16 protein-coding genes and 1 tRNA gene are annotated in these 20,110 nt (G+C 43.0%); 12 read left to right on the plus strand and 5 right to left on the minus strand.

Annotated elements, in window-relative coordinates:
- The first annotated feature begins 10 nt into the window (after positions 1-10).
- From AS005_RS06025 to AS005_RS06050, 6 genes are all read left to right on the plus strand, one after another.
- Positions 11-1,384, plus strand: a complete 1,374-nt coding sequence (locus tag AS005_RS06025) for a DegQ family serine endoprotease (protein ID WP_101510787.1) — start codon at positions 11-13, stop codon at positions 1,382-1,384.
- Positions 1,385-1,479: 95 nt separating this feature from the next.
- Positions 1,480-2,631 carry a DegT/DnrJ/EryC1/StrS aminotransferase family protein gene (locus AS005_RS06030; RefSeq protein WP_101510788.1) on the plus strand — a complete coding sequence of 384 codons (1,152 nt, stop codon included), beginning with the start codon at positions 1,480-1,482 and terminating at the stop codon, positions 2,629-2,631.
- Complete coding sequence (gene lnt / locus AS005_RS06035; protein WP_199203864.1) at positions 2,624-4,063, plus strand: apolipoprotein N-acyltransferase; 1,440 nt, start codon at positions 2,624-2,626, stop codon at positions 4,061-4,063. Before AS005_RS06030 ends, lnt begins: the two co-directional genes overlap by 8 nt.
- Positions 4,064-4,073: 10 nt before the next feature.
- Positions 4,074-5,081, plus strand: a complete 1,008-nt coding sequence (gene queA / locus AS005_RS06040) for a tRNA preQ1(34) S-adenosylmethionine ribosyltransferase-isomerase QueA (protein WP_101510789.1) — start codon at positions 4,074-4,076, stop codon at positions 5,079-5,081.
- 81 nt (positions 5,082-5,162) lie between these two features.
- Positions 5,163-5,660 carry a crossover junction endodeoxyribonuclease RuvC gene (gene ruvC / locus AS005_RS06045; protein WP_199203865.1) on the plus strand — a complete coding sequence of 166 codons (498 nt, stop codon included), beginning with the start codon at positions 5,163-5,165 and terminating at the stop codon, positions 5,658-5,660.
- Entirely contained in the window at positions 5,647-9,759 is a 4,113-nt protein-coding gene (locus AS005_RS06050; protein ID WP_101510791.1) for a PolC-type DNA polymerase III, read from the plus strand. Before ruvC ends, AS005_RS06050 begins: the two co-directional genes overlap by 14 nt.
- On the opposite strand, the gene AS005_RS06055 is transcribed toward AS005_RS06050, so the two are convergent.
- Positions 9,756-10,295: a GNAT family N-acetyltransferase gene (locus tag AS005_RS06055; protein ID WP_101510792.1), complete on the minus strand. Its 540-nt coding sequence runs from the start codon at positions 10,293-10,295 to the stop codon at positions 9,756-9,758. The genes AS005_RS06050 and AS005_RS06055 overlap by 4 nt on opposite strands.
- A complete protein-coding gene (proC, locus tag AS005_RS06060; RefSeq protein WP_101510793.1) occupies positions 10,296-11,063 on the minus strand; it encodes a pyrroline-5-carboxylate reductase in 768 nt (255 codons plus the stop codon).
- Positions 11,064-11,148: 85 nt separating this feature from the next.
- On the opposite strand from proC, the gene AS005_RS06065 reads away from it, so the two are divergent.
- The 6 genes from AS005_RS06065 (at position 11,149) to AS005_RS06090 (ending at position 17,508) form a co-directional block, all read left to right on the plus strand.
- Positions 11,149-11,224 (plus strand) — tRNA-Thr (locus AS005_RS06065).
- A 77-nt stretch (positions 11,225-11,301) separates the two neighbouring features.
- A complete protein-coding gene (gene tilS / locus AS005_RS06070; RefSeq protein WP_101510794.1) occupies positions 11,302-12,546 on the plus strand; it encodes a tRNA lysidine(34) synthetase TilS in 1,245 nt (414 codons plus the stop codon).
- Entirely contained in the window at positions 12,533-14,365 is a 1,833-nt protein-coding gene (gene ftsH, locus AS005_RS06075) for an ATP-dependent zinc metalloprotease FtsH (protein WP_101510795.1), read from the plus strand. The genes tilS and ftsH overlap by 14 nt, the downstream gene beginning before the upstream one ends.
- Positions 14,365-14,787 (plus strand): thioesterase family protein, encoded by a 423-nt coding sequence (locus AS005_RS06080; protein WP_233186263.1) that lies wholly within the window; start codon positions 14,365-14,367, stop codon positions 14,785-14,787. Before ftsH ends, AS005_RS06080 begins: the two co-directional genes overlap by 1 nt.
- A complete protein-coding gene (locus AS005_RS06085) occupies positions 14,747-16,210 on the plus strand; it encodes a radical SAM protein (protein ID WP_101510797.1) in 1,464 nt (487 codons plus the stop codon). The genes AS005_RS06080 and AS005_RS06085 overlap by 41 nt, the downstream gene beginning before the upstream one ends.
- Entirely contained in the window at positions 16,204-17,508 is a 1,305-nt protein-coding gene (locus tag AS005_RS06090; RefSeq protein ID WP_101510798.1) for a nucleotide sugar dehydrogenase, read from the plus strand. Before AS005_RS06085 ends, AS005_RS06090 begins: the two co-directional genes overlap by 7 nt.
- On the opposite strand, the gene AS005_RS06095 is transcribed toward AS005_RS06090, so the two are convergent.
- The 3 genes from AS005_RS06095 to AS005_RS06105 are packed head-to-tail and all read right to left on the minus strand — an operon-like array spanning position 17,495 to position 20,110.
- Positions 17,495-18,202 carry a rhomboid family intramembrane serine protease gene (locus AS005_RS06095; RefSeq protein WP_101511019.1) on the minus strand — a complete coding sequence of 236 codons (708 nt, stop codon included), beginning with the start codon at positions 18,200-18,202 and terminating at the stop codon, positions 17,495-17,497. The genes AS005_RS06090 and AS005_RS06095 overlap by 14 nt on opposite strands.
- Positions 18,199-19,281, minus strand: coding sequence for a Gfo/Idh/MocA family protein (locus AS005_RS06100; protein ID WP_101510799.1), 1,083 nt, complete (start codon positions 19,279-19,281; stop codon positions 18,199-18,201). The genes AS005_RS06095 and AS005_RS06100 overlap by 4 nt, the downstream gene beginning before the upstream one ends.
- Entirely contained in the window at positions 19,211-20,110 is a 900-nt protein-coding gene (locus AS005_RS06105) for a DMT family transporter (RefSeq protein WP_101510800.1), read from the minus strand. The genes AS005_RS06100 and AS005_RS06105 overlap by 71 nt, the downstream gene beginning before the upstream one ends.

A 20,110-nucleotide genomic window follows, 5' to 3' on the forward strand; every position in this document is an offset into this window, starting at 1 on the left:
GGGATAGACAATGAAGAAACTTCTTGCTGTTCTTTCCGTAGTATTCCTCATTTCTAGTGTCTTTCCGTACGTCAATCCAGATTATGAAAGTCCCATCGTGAAAGTTGTGGAGGCATGCGCGCCAGCGGTTGTGAAGATAGATGTAACGAAAACGGTTAGATCCTCTTTCTTCGATCCCTACTTTGAGGAATTTTTCAAAAAATGGTTTGGGGAGCTTCCTCCAGGTTTTGAAAGACAGGTTTCTAGCCTTGGATCTGGTTTCATTTTTGATCCTGAGGGATATGTTCTCACGAACTACCATGTCGTTGGCGGAGCAGACAGCATTACTGTTACTCTCCTCGACGGAAGCAAATACGATGCCGAGTACATAGGTGGAGATGAAGAATTAGACATCGCTGTTATAAAGATTAGAGCAGAGGGTAAAAAGTTTCCCTATTTAGAGTTCGGAGATTCTGACAAAGTAAAAATCGGAGAATGGGCAATTGCGATAGGAAATCCTCTTGGATTTCAACACACAGTAACATTGGGTGTGGTCAGTGCCACAAACAGAAAAATCCCAAAGCCTGATGGAAATGGGTACTACGTGGGTCTCATTCAAACAGATGCGGCCATCAATCCTGGAAACAGTGGAGGACCGCTTTTGAACATTCACGGCGAGGTGATAGGAATAAACACCGCGATTGTCAACCCACAAGAAGCCGTAAATTTGGGTTTTGCTATTCCGATAAACACAGTGAAGAAGTTCTTGAACACCATTCTCACACAGAGAAAAGTCGAAAAGGCCTATCTCGGAGTTACTGTTATGACTCTCACTGAAGAAACGGCAAAGGCGCTTGGCCTTAAGTCAACGAGTGGAGCTCTAATAACGGCTGTTCAGAAGGACTCTCCGGCGGAGAAAGCTGGTTTGAAAGAAGGAGATGTGATTCTCAAAGTAGACGATCAAGATGTGAGAAGTCATGAAGAATTAATTTCGATCATTCATACTTACAAACCGGGCGATACCGCTGTTTTGACGGTGGAGAGAAAAGGAAAGATTTTGAAGATTCCGGTGACTTTTGGAGCTTCCGAGGAAGAGGAGAAAACAACGGGAGAGGAAACGATCGGCCTTCTCGGAGTCACGGTATCTGAAATCACACCAGCCGATAGGGAGACTTATTCGATTCCGGAAGGGATAACGGGAGTTATTGTGAAGGAGAGTAGTGGCAAGTACGGTCTTCAAAAAGGTGATGTGATCGTTGCAGTTTACGTGAACGGAAGAAGATATGATATAAATTCTGTGGAGGACCTGAAGAAAGTCGTTTCAAAAATGAAAAAAGGTGATTACATTGCTCTTTATATCTACAGAAATGGTGCAAGAGTGTTCGTGAGCTTCATATACAGATAGAGAAACCTCCCCTCAATAGTTAATACAGCCCCCTGTGGTGATCCCCCCTCCGTTGGAGGGGGCTTTTTTGGTATCATAGTTGAGAGGTGAGGAAAATGGTGCCGTTGTCACGACCTGATATAACTGATAAGGACATCGAAAGAGTAGTGGAAGTTTTGAAGAGCGGTAGATTGAGCTTAGGGGATTACACTAGGCGTTTCGGTGAAGTGGTAGCCGATTATGTTGGGGCGAAGTATGGGTGGCCGGTCAGCAGTGGAACGGCCGCTTTGCATCTCATATTGGAGAGTTTAGACCTAGGAGAAAACGAACTCGTCCTCGTTCCTTCATTTACATTCATAGCTTCGGTGAACGTCATCCTCATGAAGAAAGCGATTCCCGTTTTCGTTGATGTGGATGAAAGAACATTGAACGTTTCTCCAGAAACTTTGGAGGATGCTGTAAAAAAGTGTGAAAAGGGATTTTATCAGGGTAGAACGTTTGTAAAGGGTAGACCGAAGTTTTTCATAGCCGTCGATGTTTTTGGACATCCCCTCGATTGGGACAGGATTTTGGAGATTTGCCAAAAGTATAACATCACTGTTGTAGAAGATTCTTGCGAAGCCCTTGGTTCAGAGTACAAAGGAAGGAAAGTAGGTACTTTCGGTATTGCAGGGGCGTTTGCTTTCTATCCAAACAAGCAGATTACAACGGGAGAAGGTGGAATTGTCATCACAAACGATGAAAGGATATATTCCCTTGTCAAAAGTATGAGCAATCAGGGACGAGGTGAAGATGAAGAGTGGCTGTATCACGTTCGTTTTGGATACAATTACAGGATCGATGAAATGTCCGCTGCACTGGGATGTTCACAAATGGAAAGAATAGATGAGATTGTGGAAAAACGTTCTCAAGCGGCGAACAGGTACTCTCAAATTTTGCGAAACTTCTCGTGGGCTCAGGTTCCAATCGTTGAAGATTACGTAACAAGAATGAGTTGGTTTGTTTATGTGATTAAACTCACTGGTCCAGACAGAAAGCGTGTTGCGAAATACATGGAGGAAAAAGGAGTGCAAGTGAGAAATTACTTTCATCCTGTTCATCTCCAGCCCTTCTATGAGCGAATTTTTGGTGAAATGAAAGGACTTTTGCCAGTGACGGAGGAAGAAGCAAAGAAAACACTTGCACTTCCGTTTTTCACTAAGATTTCAGAGGAAGATCAAGAGTTCGTGGTGGAAGCTTTAAAAGAGGCGGTGGAGAAAGTTGGTTGATCTTTGTTTCAGTGTTTTGTCTGGAATTCTCACTGCCTTATCGATGCCAGGGTTTCTCTCGGGAAGTTTGATCTGGTTTTCTCTTGTTCCTCTTTTCTGGGTTATGGAAAAGACAGGGATTTGGAAACGAACTCTTTTGTCTTTCGTTTACTTCCTCACACACATATCAATAAGTTTTTTCTGGGTTCTTCCCACCTTAACGGAGAACCTTCCGGTTGTTTTTGGAAGGTATCCAGGCTGGCTTGGAATCGTTGTGTTCCTTCTGATGGGGGGGATAGAGGCTCTTCCTTTTTTGGGATTTGGCTTCCTTTCGTATTTTTCTCCCCAGCGCGGTATTTTTCTCAAATCCATTTACCTTGCATCGATCTACACCGTTTTCGAATACATTCGAGGTCTTGGGGAGTTGGGTTTCACGGGGGGGAGGATTTCTGAAGCTCTTTTCAAACAGCTAGGGTTCGTTCAGATCGTTTCCGTAACAGGAACTCTTGGTTTAGTCTTCTTGATCGTTTTTGTAAACTCTCTCTTCTACGAACTCTTGAAGAAAAGGAAGCACTCATTCATCTTCGTCGTACTCACGATCATTTACATTTTCAATTCAACTGTGATGCACCTTCTACCCATCCCAGAACAGGGAGATTTCAAAATTTTGGCTCTTCAACCCAACGTTCCTTCGTCTTTGAAGTATTTTACATCCAGTAGGGATATAGCGAAGCTCCTTGAAAAGATGGTGGAGGATGAACGAGGACAAATTTGTATCACACCCGAAGCTTTCTTTCTCGAGGATGTAAGATATTCTTCTGTTGCAAACAAGTTGAGAGAAATTTCCGAAAAAAATTCATTTGTTTTGGGTTTTCCAGCAAATAGGAGAAACAGTGTTTTTCTTTTAGAAAATGGTACCTTCAAAGAGCTCTATTCCAAGATAAAACTCTTCCCTTTCGTGGAGACACTTCCTTATCCAAAAATTTTCGGCGTTTTCAGTTTTTTGAAAGGTTTTGCTTACTATGAACCTGGTGACGAATTTTCTGTCTTTAGCATAAGGGAAAGTCCCCCGTTTTCCATTCAAATATGTTTTGAGAGTTACTTTCCTCAAGTGTCTCGTGCTTTTGTGAAGAACGGAAGTGAATTCCTGGTAGTTGTGACGAACGACGGTTGGTTCCATTACAGAGTGGCTCTTCTCAATCACTTCGCTCAGGGGATCTTCAGAGCGGTTGAAACAAGAAGGCAGTTCCTTCAAGTTGCCAACACAGGTTTTACAGGTCTTGTGGACGAATACGGAAGAATTATCGCCGTACTATCACCAGGAGAAAGAAAAGTGGGAACCTTCTACATCACTCCAAGGAAAGGAAAAACCCTCTACGTTAGGTTCGGAGACTGGTTTTTCTATTTTGCAATCCTCCTTGCGGGTGTGAGCTTTTTGATGTCCAAAATGTGAGGTGGTGTTGGTGAAAGTATCGGAATTCGATTACGAACTCCCACCAGAACTCATTGCGCAGGAACCTGTTGAACCAAGAGATTCTTCTCGATTAATGGTGCTTCACAGGAGTACTAGAAGGATAGAACACAGAATATTTTGGGAGATAGTTGAATATCTGAATCCTGGAGATCTTTTAGTCTTGAACGTCTCCAAAGTGATCCCCGCTCGCCTCTTCGGGAAAAAGAAAACGGGGGCAAACATAGAGATTCTTCTTTTAGAGCGTGTTGAAAATGGTGTTTGGAAGTGTCTTGTGAGACCAGGACAAAAAGTGAAAAAAGGAGTGGAAATCATTATAAACGGTGATCTTTCCGCGGTATGCATTGAAAGGAGCGAGGATGGAACACGAATCATGGAATTTCATCCGAAGGACGATGAAATCATATTCGAGAAGGGAAGAACACCTCTTCCTCCCTACATAAAAAAAGAGGTCCCTTTGGAGAGGTATCAAACGGTTTATGCAAAAGAAGAAGGTTCTGTTGCTGCGCCTACAGCGGGTCTCCATTTCACAACAGAACTGATGGATAAGCTGAAAGAGAAAGGTGTGGAATTTGCTGAAGTGATTCTCCATGTAGGGATCGGAACTTTCAGACCTGTGAAGGCAGAAGAGGTGGAAAAACACAAGATGCATGAAGAATTCTATCGTGTCCCAAGAGAAACTGTGAAAAAAATTGAAGAAACAAGGCGAAAGAGTAGAAGGATTGTTGCGGTTGGAACAACAACTGTGAGGACTTTGGAAACGATAGCAAGGCTTCCTAAACGAGAAGAGTATGTGGGAAAAACAGATCTTTTTATATATCCTCCATTCGAATTCAAATTAGTTGACGCTCTCATCACCAATTTCCATCTTCCACGTTCCACTCTTCTCATGCTAGTGAGTGCCTTCGCAGGAAAGGATTTCGTTATGGAAGCATACAGGGAAGCAGTGAAAAGAAGGTACAGATTTTTCTCTTTTGGTGATGCCATGCTGATTTTGTAGCTGTTTGGAAAAATCACCCTTCTTTTAAACAGAAGGTATAGGAACCGAAAATATATTAACAGTATAATGGAGGTTGGTCTGTTGAGGATACTAGGTGTCGATCCTGGATATGGTCTCGTGGGAATAGGGGTCATAGAGACCTTTGGAAATAGGATATCTCATGTTTTTCATGGAGTGATAGAAACTCCCAAAAATGCTCCTCGAGGAAAGAGATTGAAGCAGATATACGAAGAGTTCTCTAACATTCTCGATGAATTTTCCCCTAGCGAGTGTGCCATGGAGAAGTTATTCTTTGTTAAGAATGTCACCACGGCCATAGGTGTTGGAGAAGCTCGTGGAGTTATTCTTCTCGCCTTAGAAGAAAGGGAGATACCCGTCTTCGAGTATGCTCCAAACGAGGTGAAGATTTCTCTGACAGGTTATGGGAGAGCCAGTAAAAAGCAGATACAGGAAAATATAAAACGTTTCCTGAACCTTGAAAATCTTCCACAACCGGACGATGCCGCGGATGCGTTAGCCATCGCTTGGTGTCATGCTCTTCAGAGCAGAATGAGGAGGGTAACACATGAAAAAGATTGAAGACTTGAAATGGAAAAACATTGTACTGAAAAACTTAGAAATAGATCCAGAAAAAGGAGTCATAACTGTGTCAGCCGAGAACTATTCCGATGAGATGATGGATTTTTTACGCGTTTTGGAAAGAGAAACGAAGTTTCGAGTCATTGTAAACGGGCATTTTGGTGAAGATAAGGATTTGAAAAAAAAGATTCTCGAGCTCTTGAACGGAAATGTGCCGTATGTAAAGGATCTTGTATTCGAAGGAAACAGATTAGTTTTGAAAGTACTGGGAGATTTTGCACGAGAGAGAATTATTACCAAGTTGAAAAGTGTGAAACCTCACCTCGATAAAATGCTGCCAGTTGGCACAGAACTCATGCTGGAGGTTATTGATCCCTCGAAAGAACTTCTGAACAACACCTCCCCTCGTTTGGGTCCATCTAAAAATGGGAGAGCTTCTGAAGGTGAAGAAGTTAAGGTCAAAGACGAAAATCATATTTTTGGCCAAAAACCTAGAAAAATCGTTTTCACACCTTCCAAGATCATGGAGTACAACAAGCGAGCTTCTATAAAGGGAAAAGTGTTCAAAATGGAGAAAATCAATGGAAAGAAGGAAGTTCTTCTGATCTACATAACGGATGGTGAAGATTCTCTTCTGTGTAAGGCATTCAACGGGATTGAGGAGATAGAACGAGGAATAGAGATAGGAGACATCGTGGTCGTCACGGGAGATCTCTCCTTGGAAATGGAAGAACCAGTTCTCTATGTGAAAGGGATTACAAAGCTTCCGGAGGAGAAAAGAATCGATAACTCGCCTATGAAGAGAGTGGAGCTCCATGCACACACTAAGTTCAGCGATCAAGATGCAATAATGGATGTGAAAGAATACGTGAAAAGAGCAAAAGATTGGGGATTCTCTGCTGTTGCTCTAACGGACCATGGAAACGTTCAAGCCATTCCTTATTTCTACGATGCTGCAAAAGAAGTGGGAATAAAACCTATTTTTGGGATAGAAGCTTATCTTGTGAGTGATGTGGAACCGGTTTTGAAAAATTTCTCGGGGGATGCTTCATTCAAGGATACCGTTTTTGTCGTTTTGGATTTCGAGACAACGGGATTGGATCCTTTGGTAGATGAAATTATAGAAATAGGAGCAGTGAAGATTGAAAATAGAAAAATTGTAGATGAATATCACACTCTCATAAAACCATCCAAAGAGATTTCCAAAAAAAGTTCAGAGATCACTGGAATTACTCAGGAGATGCTTGAAGGACAACGGAACATTGAAGAAGTTTTGCCAGAATTCTTAGAATTTCTTGAAGGATCTGTGATCGTTGCACACAATGCGAATTTCGATTATCGTTTCTTGAGGCTTTGGATCAAGAAAGTGTTAGGAAAGGATTGGGAGAAACCTTATATAGACACACTCGCTTTGTCGAAATCGCTTTTGAAGTTGAAGAGCTATTCTCTAGATTCTGTCGTGAAAAAATTGGGACTCGGTCCTTTTCAACATCACAGGGCTTTGGACGATGCGAGAGTCACGGCAAAGGTTTTTCTCAGGTTTATGGAAATGATGGAAAAAATGGGTATCAACAAGTTAATGGACATGGAAAAACTGAAGGATTCCGTTGACCACACAGCTCAAAAACCTTATCACTGTACCATTCTCGTCCAAAACAGAGTAGGGCTCAAAAACCTTTACAAGCTAGTTTCTGATTCTTATACGAAGTATTTCTACGGTGTTCCAAGGATCTTGAAAAGTGAACTCATAGAAAAACGAGAGGGATTGATTGTGGGAAGCGCCTGTATCTCTGGAGAGCTTGCAAGAGCTGCTCTCGAAGGAGCGAGTGATTCTGAACTTGAAGAAATAGCAAAGTTCTACGATTACATCGAGATTATGCCTCTTGACGTCATCGGAGATAACGAGGAGGAAGTTGATAGAGAAAGGTTGAAAGAAGTCTATAGAAAACTCTATAAGATTGCAAAAAAATTGAACAAGCCTGTTGTAATGACAGGTGATGTTCATTTTTTGGATCCTGAAGACGCCAAAGGACGTTCCGCTCTTCTTGCACCCCAAGGGAACAGGAATTTTGAAAATCAACCAGCATTGTATCTCAGAACGACAGAAGAGATGTTAGAAAAAGCTTTAGAGATCTTCGAAGACGAAGAGATAGCAAAAGAAGTGGTGATAGAAAACACGAACAAGATAGCGGAAATGATAGAAGAAATACAACCCCTTGAGAAAAAGCTACATCCTCCTGTCATAGAGAATGCGGATAAAATCGTGAAGGATCTCACCGTGAAGAGGGCACACGAACTTTACGGTGATCCGCTTCCTGAAATTGTTCAAAAGCGGATAGAAAAAGAGTTGAACGCGATAATAAATCACGGTTATGCTGTTTTATACCTGATCGCCCAGGAATTGGTTCAGAAATCCATGAGTGATGGATATGTAGTAGGTTCGAGGGGATCTGTTGGATCTTCACTCGTTGCGCATCTTCTTGGAATAACGGAAGTGAATCCCTTACCACCGCATTACAGATGCCCCGAGTGTAAATATTTCGAGGTGGTAGAGGATGAACAGTATGGAGCGGGATACGATCTTCCCGACAAAAGTTGTCCAAAGTGTGGATCTCCCTTGAAAAAAGATGGTCACGACATTCCCTTCGAGACCTTCATGGGATTCGAAGGCGACAAAGTACCCGACATAGATTTGAACTTTTCTGGTGAATATCAAGAACGCGCGCATCGTTTTGTGGAAGAGCTTTTCGGGAAGGATCACGTGTACAGAGCCGGTACGATAAACACTATAGCGGAAAGAAGTGCGATTGGTTACGTGAAGAGTTACGAAGAAAAAACAGGAAAGAAGTTGAGAAAAGCGGAGATGGAACGTCTCGTTTCCATGATCACTGGTGTGAAAAGAACGACAGGTCAACATCCAGGTGGACTCATGATCATTCCGAAGGATAAGGAAGTTTACGATTTCACCCCAATACAGTATCCAGCGAATGATAAATCCTCAGGAGTGTTTACCACCCACTTTGCCTACGAAACGATACACGATGACTTGGTAAAGATCGATGCCCTTGGTCACGACGATCCTACCTTCATAAAGATGTTGAAGGATCTCACAGGTATAGATCCTATGACCATTCCCATGGACGATCCAGATACTCTCGCTATCTTCAGTTCGGTAAAACCTCTCGGTGTCGATCCGGAGGAATTGGGAAGTGATGTAGGTACTTATGGAATACCGGAATTCGGAACAGAATTTGTGAGGGGCATGTTGGTTGAAACGAGACCAAAAAGTTTCGCTGAACTTGTGAGGATATCGGGTCTTTCCCACGGTACAGACGTCTGGCTCAACAACGCGAGAGATTGGATAAACATGGGGTACGCGAAACTCTCGGATGTTATATCGTGTCGCGACGACATTATGAACTTTTTGATACACAAAGGTATGGAACCATCACTTGCCTTCAAAATAATGGAGAGCGTCAGAAAAGGTAAGGGTATCACCGAAGAGATGGAAAGTGAGATGAGGAAGCTGAGAGTTCCCGAGTGGTTTATAGAATCCTGTAAGCGAATCAAATATCTGTTCCCAAAGGCTCATGCAGTGGCGTACGTCAGCATGGCTTTCAGAATCGCTTACTTCAAAGTTCATCATCCACTCCAATTCTATGCGGCGTACTTCTCTATAAAGGGTGATCAGTTCGATCCAACTCTCGTACTGGAAGGGGAAGAAGCTATTAAAAGGCGACTAAAAGAGTTGAAAGCATTGATGGGAAAAGATGCCCAGAAGAAAAACGAAGAGAGCGTTCTAGAAGTTGCCCTCGAAATGATGCTGAGAGGATACTCTTTCCTTTCACCGGACATATTCAAATCCGATGCGAAGCTTTTTCTAATCGAAGGAAACGCGCTGAGAATCCCCTTCAACAAATTGCCAGGTTTGGGTGACAGTGTGGCAGAATCCATTGTCAAGGCGCGCGAAGAAAAACCGTTCACGTCGATCGAGGATCTCATGCGAAGAACGAAGGTGAACAAGAGTCATATAGAACTGATGAAAAAGCTCGGTGTTTTGAAGGATCTTCCCGAAACGGAACAGTTCTCCCTTTTTTAATCAAGGAGAAGCGCCATAATGAGAATATCTTCGAAAGAGCCGTCGTCTTTGAGAACGGCTTTCTTCTTCATCCCTTCGACTTCGAAACCAAACTTTTTGTAAAGGCTTATCGCCCTTTCGTTTGATTTCAAAACTTCCAATTGTATTCTTTTGAAATCATTCTGCTTCGCCCAATCTATGAGACTCTTTATCATGGCACTGCCTATGCCTAAACCCCAGTACCTTTTCTTCACACTTATTCCGAACTCACCAACGTGTTTTGTTCTTTTCCTTCCGAATCCATTGAAACTCAGAACAGAAACGATTTCTCTGTTAATCTCACCGACGAGCATGAGCTTTCTTGCATCGTTCTTGTACATCCTTATGTACCTTTTTTCGGTGGAAACATCGAAAACTTCTTCGGGAGATGTTATCAGGAAGTCCGTCTCTGATGTGACTTCTTTCATATAATCAACGAGTCTTCTTGCATCCCACACGTTCGCTTCTCTTATCAGAAGTAGATTCCCGTTTTTTATTCTCACTCTCTGTGGAAACATTCAGTTTCCCTCCAGTTCACAAGCCTTTCTGTGAGAAGAAAGAAGGGTCTCGATCATCCCACCTCTTACGGCAAGTCTTTCCATAGTAACTATTCCTTCTATGGTCGTACCTGCTGGGGAAGTGACTCGGTGTTTCCACACGGCAGGATGTTCATCCGTTTCGGAGACCAATTTTACAGATCCTTCGAATAATTTATAGACGAGTTTTTTGGCCTTTTCGAACGGTATTCCCATTTTCACAGCGGCGTCGATAAAAGATTCCAGGAGTACAAAGATGAAAGCTGGCCCACTTCCGGTGAGAGCGGTGATAGCCGGGAACAAGTTTTCCTCTATTTCTAAAACAAATCCCAGTTTCGACAACATTTTTTTCACTTTCTCTTTTTCTTCCTTGCTGAGTTCTTCACTGAAGCTCACAGCTAGCACTCCCGCGCTCACTCTCACGGCGACGTTTGGCATCACCCTTACAATTTTCTTGATACCGTATTCCTCGATTTCCGATATTTTCAAACCAGCAACGATCGAAATTAGTATTCCGGCGAAGCCTTCTAGATCTCTCAGAACTTCACGAACGTTCTGAGGTTTTACAGCAACGATGATGACGTCCGACTTCTTTGCCTTCTCTATGTCTCCTAATTCGAAAGGAGAAGTTTTGAATTTCGAAACTTTTTTCAAATCCTTTTCGACAAGGATCAATTTATCTGCTTCTTCGGAGAGTTTTTCTGCGAAAATAGTTCCCATGTTTCCCACGCCTATTATAGATACCTTCATCTCTTCTCCTCCCTCGTTTTTTCTGATATTATACCCGATATCTTGAAAATCTCCCTTCAGCTGGTAAAATAGTAGACAGGAGGATGCCAGCGTAGCTCAACCGGCAGAGCGGCGCATTCGTAATGCGCAGGTTGTGGGTTCGAGTCCCACCGCTGGCTCCATTGTTTTTTATAAAGGGGTGTGAAACATTTCCGAAGGATTTGAAGAGAAATTTCTAGATTTCATCAAAAAAGAACGATTGGCAGAAGAAAGAGATAAATTGCTCGTTGCAGTCTCCGGTGGATTGGATTCCATGACCCTCCTCTATATTTTGAAGAAATTCTCCTCCCTCCTGAAGATTGAGATAATGGCGGCTCACCTAGATCATAAAATCAGAAAGAATTCTGAAAGGGACAGAAGATTTGTGGAGAAGATTTGTGGTCAATGGAATGTTCCTTTGGAAGTGGGCGTTGTTGATGTTCCTGCTCTTTGGAAGGGTTCGGGTAAGACACTCGAGGAAGTAGCAAGAGAAGTGAGGTACGAGTTTCTAGAAGAAACGGCGAAGAAGTTCAAGGCTACGAAAATTGTTCTCGCACATCACAAGAACGATTTGGTTGAAACAGTTCTTCACAGAATGATAAGGGGAACGGGGCCTTTAGGTCTCGCTTGTATTCCTCCAAAAAGAGGGATATTCATCCGGCCTTTTCTCGTTTTCAAAAGGGACGAAATAGAGGAATACGCTCGAGAACACGGTATTCCTTTTGTCATCGATGAAACCAATTATGACACGAAATACACACGGAACTTCATAAGACATAAGATTGTTCCACTTTTGAAGGAACTGAACCCTAACCTTGAGGATGCTGTCTATAGACTGGTTTCCATTACTTTCATGTTGCGAGAATTTGTTGAAGAATCTGTGAGAAAATTCATCGATGAAAATGTTCGTTACTATCAAGACTTTGCCGTTTTTGAAGAACCGGAGAACACCTTTTTCTTTTTGGAAGTCACAAGGTGGGTGATAAAGAAGCTTTTTGAAAAGACTCCCGATTATGAAAAACTTGTTGAAACCTTGAAATCGAAGAGAACCGAACTTTGGCGAGATGTGTTCATTGAAAGGTCGTTTGGATATGTAGCGGTAGGGAAAACTCTGTTCAAAGACACGTACAAGATCGAATTGGAAAATGGGGTTTTTGAGATCCAAGGGTTTAAAATAAAGGTAGAACTTCCGAGTGAAAAGGTTACTCTTTGGTTCAGAAACAGAAGAAGAGGTGATAGAATAATAATCAATGGCACGCAGAAGAAAGTGAAAGACCTCTTCATTGAAAAGAGAGTACCGACGTTTTACAGAGATAGGGTACCGCTTATTGTCGACAAAAAAGATGAGGTTCTTTGGATACCTGGTATCGGATCTTCCGATCTATTTCCAAAAGACTTGAAGGTAAAACTTTTAGAAGCCCCTGTTGGCTATGTGAAAGGAGGTACGAGTTTTGAACAGATCTAGTATATGGAATTTGCTGTTCACAATCATCATAATAATCTCGTTGTTTTGGCTTGCAAGATTCTTCTACATAGAAAGTTCACCTGTTTCTAAACTGAGTTACACGAGCTTCATTCAAATGGTAGAAGATGAGAGAAGTATGATATCAGAAGTGACGATCAGGGACGACGGTGTTCTCAAGGTCACCACCAAAGATGGAAGATTGTACGAAGTCGATGCTCCGTGGGCAGTTAACGACTCGCAGCTCATAGAAAAACTCGTCTCAAAGGGCATCAAAGTCTCTGGTGAAAGAAGTGGAAGTAGTTCGTTCTGGATAAACGTTCTCGGTACTCTCATTCCAACGATTTTGTTCATAGTTGTTTGGTTGTTCATCATGAGAAGTCTTTCTGGTAGAAACAATCAGGCGTTCACGTTCACAAAGAGTAGGGCGACGATGTACAAGCCATCCGGGAAAAAGAGAGTAACCTTCAACGACGTGGGAGGAGCAGACGAAGCGATCGAAGAGCTGAAAGAAGTGGTGGAATTTCTGAAAGATCCGTCGAAATTCAACAAGATAGGTGCTAGAATGCCAAAAGGAATACTCCTTGTTGGGCCTCCCGGTACCGGTAAAACATTACTCGCGAGAGCCGTTGCGGGTGAAGCCAACGTACCATTCTTCCACATTAGTGGTTCCGATTTCGTGGAACTCTTCGTTGGTGTTGGAGCAGCGAGAGTGAGGGACCTCTTCGCTCAAGCAAAAGCGAACGCTCCTTGTATTGTTTTCATTGATGAGATAGACGCCGTTGGAAGGCACAGGGGTGCTGGCCTTGGAGGCGGTCACGACGAAAGAGAGCAGACATTGAACCAACTACTTGTTGAAATGGATGGTTTCGATTCAAAAGAGGGAATAATAGTCATGGCTGCAACGAACAGACCCGACATACTCGATCCTGCGCTTTTGAGACCTGGAAGGTTCGACAAGAAAGTCGTCGTAGATCCCCCTGATATGCGTGGAAGAAAAAAGATTTTAGAGATTCACACGAGGAATAAACCTCTCGCAGAGGACGTTGATCTTGAGATAATAGCGAAGAGAACACCTGGTTTCGTTGGGGCGGATCTCGAGAACCTCGTCAACGAGGCCGCTCTTCTTGCTGCAAGGGAAGGAAGGGACAAAATCACGATGGACGATTTCGAAGAGGCCATAGACAGAGTGATAGCAGGACCTGCGAGAAAATCAAGGCTCATTAGTCCAAAAGAAAAACGTATCATCGCCTATCATGAAGCTGGACATGCTCTCGTTTCAACGGTGGTTCCTAACGGCGAACCCGTTCATAGGATCTCCATCATACCAAGGGGGTACAAAGCACTTGGATACACACTTCATCTTCCTGAAGAGGATAAATATCTTGTCACAAAAAGCGAACTCATGGATCAACTCGCCGCTCTGTTGGGTGGAAGGGCTGCGGAGGAAGTGGTGTTTGGAGACGTGACAAGTGGCGCAGCTAACGACATAGAAAGAGCAACAGAGATTGCTAGGAACATGGTGTGTCAGCTTGGAATGAGCGAAGAGTTGGGGCCACTCGCGTGGGGAAAGGAAGAACAAGAAGTCTTCTTGGGGAAAGAGATCACGAGACTCAGAAACTACAGTGAAGAAGTGGCAAGCAAGATAGACGAAGAGGTAAAAAAGATCGTTACGAATTGCTATGAAAGGGCAAAAGAAATTATACGAAAGTACAGGAAACAACTCGACAACATCGTGGAAATTCTTTTGGAAAAGGAAACAATAGAAGGTGAGGAACTGAGGAAGATTCTTTCTGAAGAGCTCGAAAAGGTGGTGGAATGATGAATTTTGATTTTCTTGAAGGGAAAAGGCTCACGGAAGATGTGGCTCTCGATGAGACAATGGCGTGGAATGAGGATGTCAGAATGCTTGACCTTCATCTTGTTTCCACCTCTGCTTTGATGGGAGTAGTTCACAAATTGGCTTACGAACTTTTGAGCAAGTACATTCCGGACGACTATACCACTGTTGTTGTGGAAAGTTGTGTGAGACACGTGAAAGCCGTACCAACGGGAACGAGGGTGGCAGTCGGTGTGAGGGTAGTTGGAGTTGTGGGAAACAGAGTGAAGTTTCGTGGTCTTGTCATGAGTGGCGATGAAAAAGTAATGGAAGCCGAATTCGTCAGAGCAATCGTTTCCCAGAGTTATCTGCGGAGGGTGACTCTTGAGAAAACCGAGAAGGCCCCAAGATTTTTTGGAATATGAAAAAGTTTTAAGATTCGGAAGAAAGGAAACAAAGGTTGAAAAGATGAGATTAGAGGGCGACATTCGTGTCGCCCTTGTTGTTCCCAACAGTTACGAAGTTGCCGTTTCTGGCCTTGCTTTTCATCACGTTCAAAGACTTCTCAATTCGCATCCACGTATAAGATGTGAAAGATTTTTCTACGATGAATCTTTCGAGAAGTTCTATTCCCTTGAATCTCAAACTCCTATCGACGAATTTCCAATCTGGCTCTTTTCTGTGAGTTTCGAAAACGATTTTCTGAATCTACTTGACATATTGAAAAGAAAAGGGATTCCTCTTTTGTGGCAAGAAAGAGAGGATCATCACCCCCTCGTAATAGCGGGAGGTGCGGTTACTTATCTGAACGAAAGGTTTCTCCTTCCAGTGGTAGATGCCGTGTATTTCGGCGAGCTTGAGAAGTATCTGATGGATTTCTTGGAGGCTCTCACAAAGAGATCGAAAAGGAGTGCCTTAGAATATCTCTCCAAGATACCATCTATGAACGTTCCTCCTCTTTCAAAATCTCATTCAGAAGTGGCGGGCGGTGTGAACCTGAACGATTTTCTTCCTCACGCGAGTGTGGCGCCGCAAGTGGGGGTTTTTCCCAGGAAACTGCTCGTTGAGATCGGGAGGGGTTGTATAAGAAGGTGTGCCTTCTGCGTTTTCGGAAGAAACTTGAAACCAGCTCGTTTTGTAACTCCTGATAACTTCGAGAGACTGGTTAGATCCCTTTCGTATGACGAATATGGACTCATAAGTGCTACAGTTACGGATTATCCTTGGCTCGAAGATTTACTGAATATAGTGGAAAAATACGGATTGAAGATTTCTGTTTCTTCTTTGAGATTAGATAGACTTTCAGAGAGACTCTTGAGGGTATTGAAAAGTTCCGGTCAGGAATCCTTCACCATAGCTCCGGAATCTGGTTCTCGGAGAATCCGTGACATTCTGAAGAAAGACATATCTGACCAGCAGATCGAAAACGCCTTGAAGATAGCCAGAAACGTTGGGTTTGGTAGAATAAAGATGTACTTCATATACGGGCTTGTTGAAGAAACTGAGGAAGATCTGAGGGCGGTCAGAAAGATAGGAGACATGGCTTTTGAGATGGGATACAAAGAAGTTCACATGAGTTTCAATCCTCTTATCCCTAAACCTGGTACAGAATTCGAAACTAGAAAGATGGAATCGTTTGACGAGTTAAGAAGGAAAGAGAAGTTCTTGAGAAACCTTCTCAAAGGTTTCAGAGTGGATTTTGAAAGTCTTCGAGAGTCCGTGGTTCAATACACGATTGCCCACTCGTCTGAAGATGAAGTGATAGAGTGGGTAAAATTTTTCCAAAAAAAGAACAAGAGAGAGCTGAAAAAAACAATATTCGATGAAGGGAGGAAAAGGTTGTGCTGAAAGAAAAACTTTTGAATAAGACAGCAGTGGTGGGTGTCATAGGATTAGGATACGTCGGGCTTCCATTGGCTGTTGAAAAGGCGAAAGCCGGTTACAAAGTGATCGGATTCGATATTCAAAAGAAGAGAGTTGATATGGTTAATCAGGGTATAAACTACATAGGAGACGTGGTCGATGAAGAACTCAAAGATCTCGTTGAAAAAGGAATGATAAGGGCTACCACAGATTTTTCAGAACTTAAAAATTGTGATGTCGCCACCATTTGTGTTCCTACACCACTCGGAAAACACAAAGAACCCGACCTTTCTTATGTGATAAGCACAGCCAAGGAGATTGCAAGGTACCTTCACAAGGAAATGCTTGTCGTTTTGGAAAGTACTACGTATCCAGGAACGACCGAAGAAGTGATCCTTCCCATCTTGGAATCCACGGGGTTCAAAGTGGGAGAAGATTTTTATCTTGCGTTCAGTCCGGAAAGGGTAGATCCTGGAAACAAAATTTACAAAACGAAGAACACACCCAAGGTTGTGGGAGGAGTGACAAAGAAATGTACGGAGCTTGCTCGTATTCTTTACGAAAGCGTTCTTGAAGCACCTGTGTACACCGTTTCATCGCCGAAAGAAGCCGAGATGTCTAAGGTTTTAGAAAACACCTTCAGATTGGTGAATATCTCTCTCATAAACGAGATGGCCATTCTTGCAAGAAGGATGGGAATAAACATATGGGAAGTGATAGAAGCAGCTGCTACGAAACCTTTCGGCTTCATGCCTTTCTACCCTGGACCCGGTGTGGGAGGGCACTGCATTCCCATAGATCCATTCTACTTAGTTTACAAGGCGAAGGAATACGACGTGAGATTCGATCTTGTCGAAATGGCGGGTAAGATAAACGACATCATGCCAGAATACGTGGTTACAAGGGTTCAAGATATATTGAACGATATGAAAAAACCTCTGAACGGTTCGAGAGTGCTTCTCCTCGGAGTGGCTTACAAGGGCGATGTTGCCGACACCAGAGAATCCCCTGCTCTCAAGGTCTGGGATCATCTCGAGAGGAAGAAAGCGATCGTTGAATTTTTCGATCCATACGTTCCGGAAGTGAAAAGGGGAGACACGATTCACAAGAGAATCACTCTTTCAGAAGACTATTTGAAAAACGTGGACATAGTTGTTATAACAACGGCGCATAAAAACGGAGTGGATTACGATTTCGTTGTAAAACATGCACCGGTCGTTTTCGATACCAAAAACATAACGAAAGATGTGAAGGAAAATAGAGAAAAGATCATCCTGCTTTGAATCTCCTTATTGCTGCATCAATTTCAGGGATTTGCCTTATCAAGAAAATGTAAGAAATCACAACGAAGATTATCACCCCTATGGCCACGATTTTCCACAGAGCCCTTCTCTTCCAGGAGAAGGGCTTTATTGTGTATCCGAGGAGCATTCCAGAGAGGAAACCACCCAAATGTGCTGCGTTGTTGATGTTGGTACCTGGTAGAAACCCGTAGATAACGTTTATCAGAATGATGGGGAGAAGAGACATTCCGGTCACGGGTTTCATGAAGAAAGGAGTATCTTTTCTAAAGCCAGCAGCAAACAACACACCGATGAGTCCAAAAATAGCTCCACTTGCACCCACAGAGATGGTATCATGGTAAAAGATGTGGGTCGCCACGTTCCCAATCACTCCGGTGAGAAAGTAACTGAAGAGGAGCTTCTCTGTTCCGTATATGTCTTCCACGATCAAACCGAAGTAGTACAATGCATAAGAATTGAAAAGAATATGTAGTAGGCCCCCATGAACGAAGAGGGCAGTGATCAAACGAAACCAGTCACCAGCGTCTACTCTAGGACCGTATTGAGCGCCATACCTAAGAAACAAAAGCATCTGCAAAATAGAGTCTCTTGTGGAAAAAACGCCGGACAGAGTCATCATGATAAAGATGAAGAAGTTGAACAAAAGAATGAAATAAACAGCTTTCCATCTCATCGCCATTTTACTCCCTTCATCTCTTCCGTTGAAAAATCAAATGGATATTTCACAGGCCTCCCCTCCAAAAACGATTTGTATATACCGAGAACGATCTCCACTGCTTTCTTACCGTCTTCACCAGAGATGTAGGGTTTCCTATCTTTCAAAATCGCCTCATAAAAATCTTTGTACACGTACTTGTGACTGTCACCGTAAACGGTATCCGGATCCGGTAGATTCATGAACGGATGACTTTCTTCCCCTTCGAATCTCCAGGTGAGTATTCTGTTGACAGCAAGTCCCCCAACAACAGCTGTTCCTTTTTCACCGAATACAGCAAGAGTCTCTTCGAGATTTCTTGGAAACACGTTGCTCGTAGCTTCAACCAACCCAGTCTTCCCACTCTTGAATTTCACGATCGCGAATCCTGTATCTTCGGCTTCTATGTAAGGATGATTCGTGTTTGCGATGTGTCCGTATATCTCTTCTATCTCTCCGCCGAGGAACCACTGAAGCAGATCTATTGCATGCGTGGATTGATTCATCAAAACCCCGCCATCCATTTCCCATGTTCCTCTCCAACTCGCTTGCTTGTAATACTCTTCGTTTCTATTCCATCTCACCGCAACGGATGCGTAGAATATCCTTCCGAAATCTCCGGAATCGAGTTTCTTCCTTAACTCTTGGATGGGAGGATTGAATCTATTTTGAAAAAACACACCAAGCTTGAGATTTTTTTCCTTTGAGAGTTGTATCATTTCGTTCATGTGTTTCGTAGAAAGTGCCATGGGCTTTTCCACAAGAACATGTTTGCCAGACATAAGTGCTTCCATCGTGAGTTGATAATGTTTTCCACTTTCCGTTGCTATGGAGACAACATCTACATCGTCTCTCTTGAGTATTTCTTTGTAATTCGTAAACACTTCCGGTTTCTTCAAATTCGCCCTTTCGAATTGTGAAGCCGCATTCTGTGCCTTTTCTCTGACAATATCACAAACTGCAACTGTTTCGAAAATATCCTTCATCTCAATCAATGCGGGAACATGTTTCTTCAGAGCAATTCTTCCGCAACCTATCAGAGCGATTCTCAACTTCATGCTTTCCCTCCCTTTCAAAGATGGATAGTCCCAACACTACCAAGACTACTCCCCCTATCAAAAGAATAGATGGTAACTTCAGCTTCACCAGATGCTCAACGACGGCTGTAACAACTGGTATGTAGTATATCATGTTGGTTGTCTCTCTACTTCCCAATTTCTCTATCGCCTTATTCCAGAGGAAATAGGCAATTCCTGAACAAATGAGGCCGAGGTAGAAAAGGGATATCCAGACGGGGATTCGTACATCGCTCAGTTGTCCAAATTTCCCTACGGAGAACGGTAAAAAGAAGAGCATTCCCCAAAGCATGATCCCTGCGTTCTCAGATAAACCAAGGGTTTTGATTCTCTCCACATGATGAGTATAGAGAACCCACGACAGAGCGGCTCCGAAGGCGAGCAGATCTCCTATTGGATTCAACTTCAGTACGAAACGTCCGTTCAGAATTACGAGAGAAACTCCCACGAAGGAGAGAGATACACCGAGATACATTCCAGTGGTGGTTCGCTTTTTTTGAATAAGATGTGAGAAGAGTAGAAAGAAAATGGGAGCCGATGAAACGATGATGGAAGCATTGGTCGGTTCTGTAAACATGAGAGCGGAATTTTCGAAAGCGAAGTAACTGAAGACACCCCAAAACCCTGCCAACATAACGTCCCTGTTGAGCAACTTCACTTTTCCTCTGGAGATGACTACAAGAAAAAGAAAAGCTAGTAAAAACCTCATAAATCCAGCGAAAAATGGATTCAGACTTTGAACAACCACTTTCGTTGCGAGGAAAGAAATTCCCCAAAACACAACGACGAGCCAGGCAAGAAATCTGTACAA

Source organism: Thermotoga sp. KOL6 (genome assembly GCF_002866025.1).
Taxonomy (GTDB): Bacteria; Thermotogota; Thermotogae; order Thermotogales; family Thermotogaceae; genus Thermotoga.

What these genes read in the sequence shown, in the direction of transcription:
- AS005_RS06030 (WP_101510788.1), top strand. Translation starts at nt 1,480, where the DNA reads ATGGTGCCGTTGTCACGACCTGATATAACTGATAAGGACATCGAAAGA.
- AS005_RS06025 (WP_101510787.1), top strand. Translation starts at nt 11, where the DNA reads ATGAAGAAACTTCTTGCTGTTCTTTCCGTAGTATTCCTCATTTCTAGT.
- AS005_RS06055 (WP_101510792.1), bottom strand. Translation starts at nt 10,295, where the DNA reads ATGTTTCCACAGAGAGTGAGAATAAAAAACGGGAATCTACTTCTGATA.
- proC (WP_101510793.1), bottom strand. Translation starts at nt 11,063, where the DNA reads ATGAAGGTATCTATAATAGGCGTGGGAAACATGGGAACTATTTTCGCA.
- AS005_RS06100 (WP_101510799.1), bottom strand. Translation starts at nt 19,281, where the DNA reads ATGAAGTTGAGAATCGCTCTGATAGGTTGCGGAAGAATTGCTCTGAAG.
- AS005_RS06080 (WP_233186263.1), top strand. Translation starts at nt 14,365, where the DNA reads ATGAATTTTGATTTTCTTGAAGGGAAAAGGCTCACGGAAGATGTGGCT.
- AS005_RS06095 (WP_101511019.1), bottom strand. Translation starts at nt 18,202, where the DNA reads ATGAGATGGAAAGCTGTTTATTTCATTCTTTTGTTCAACTTCTTCATC.
- AS005_RS06050 (WP_101510791.1), top strand. Translation starts at nt 5,647, where the DNA reads ATGAAAAAGATTGAAGACTTGAAATGGAAAAACATTGTACTGAAAAAC.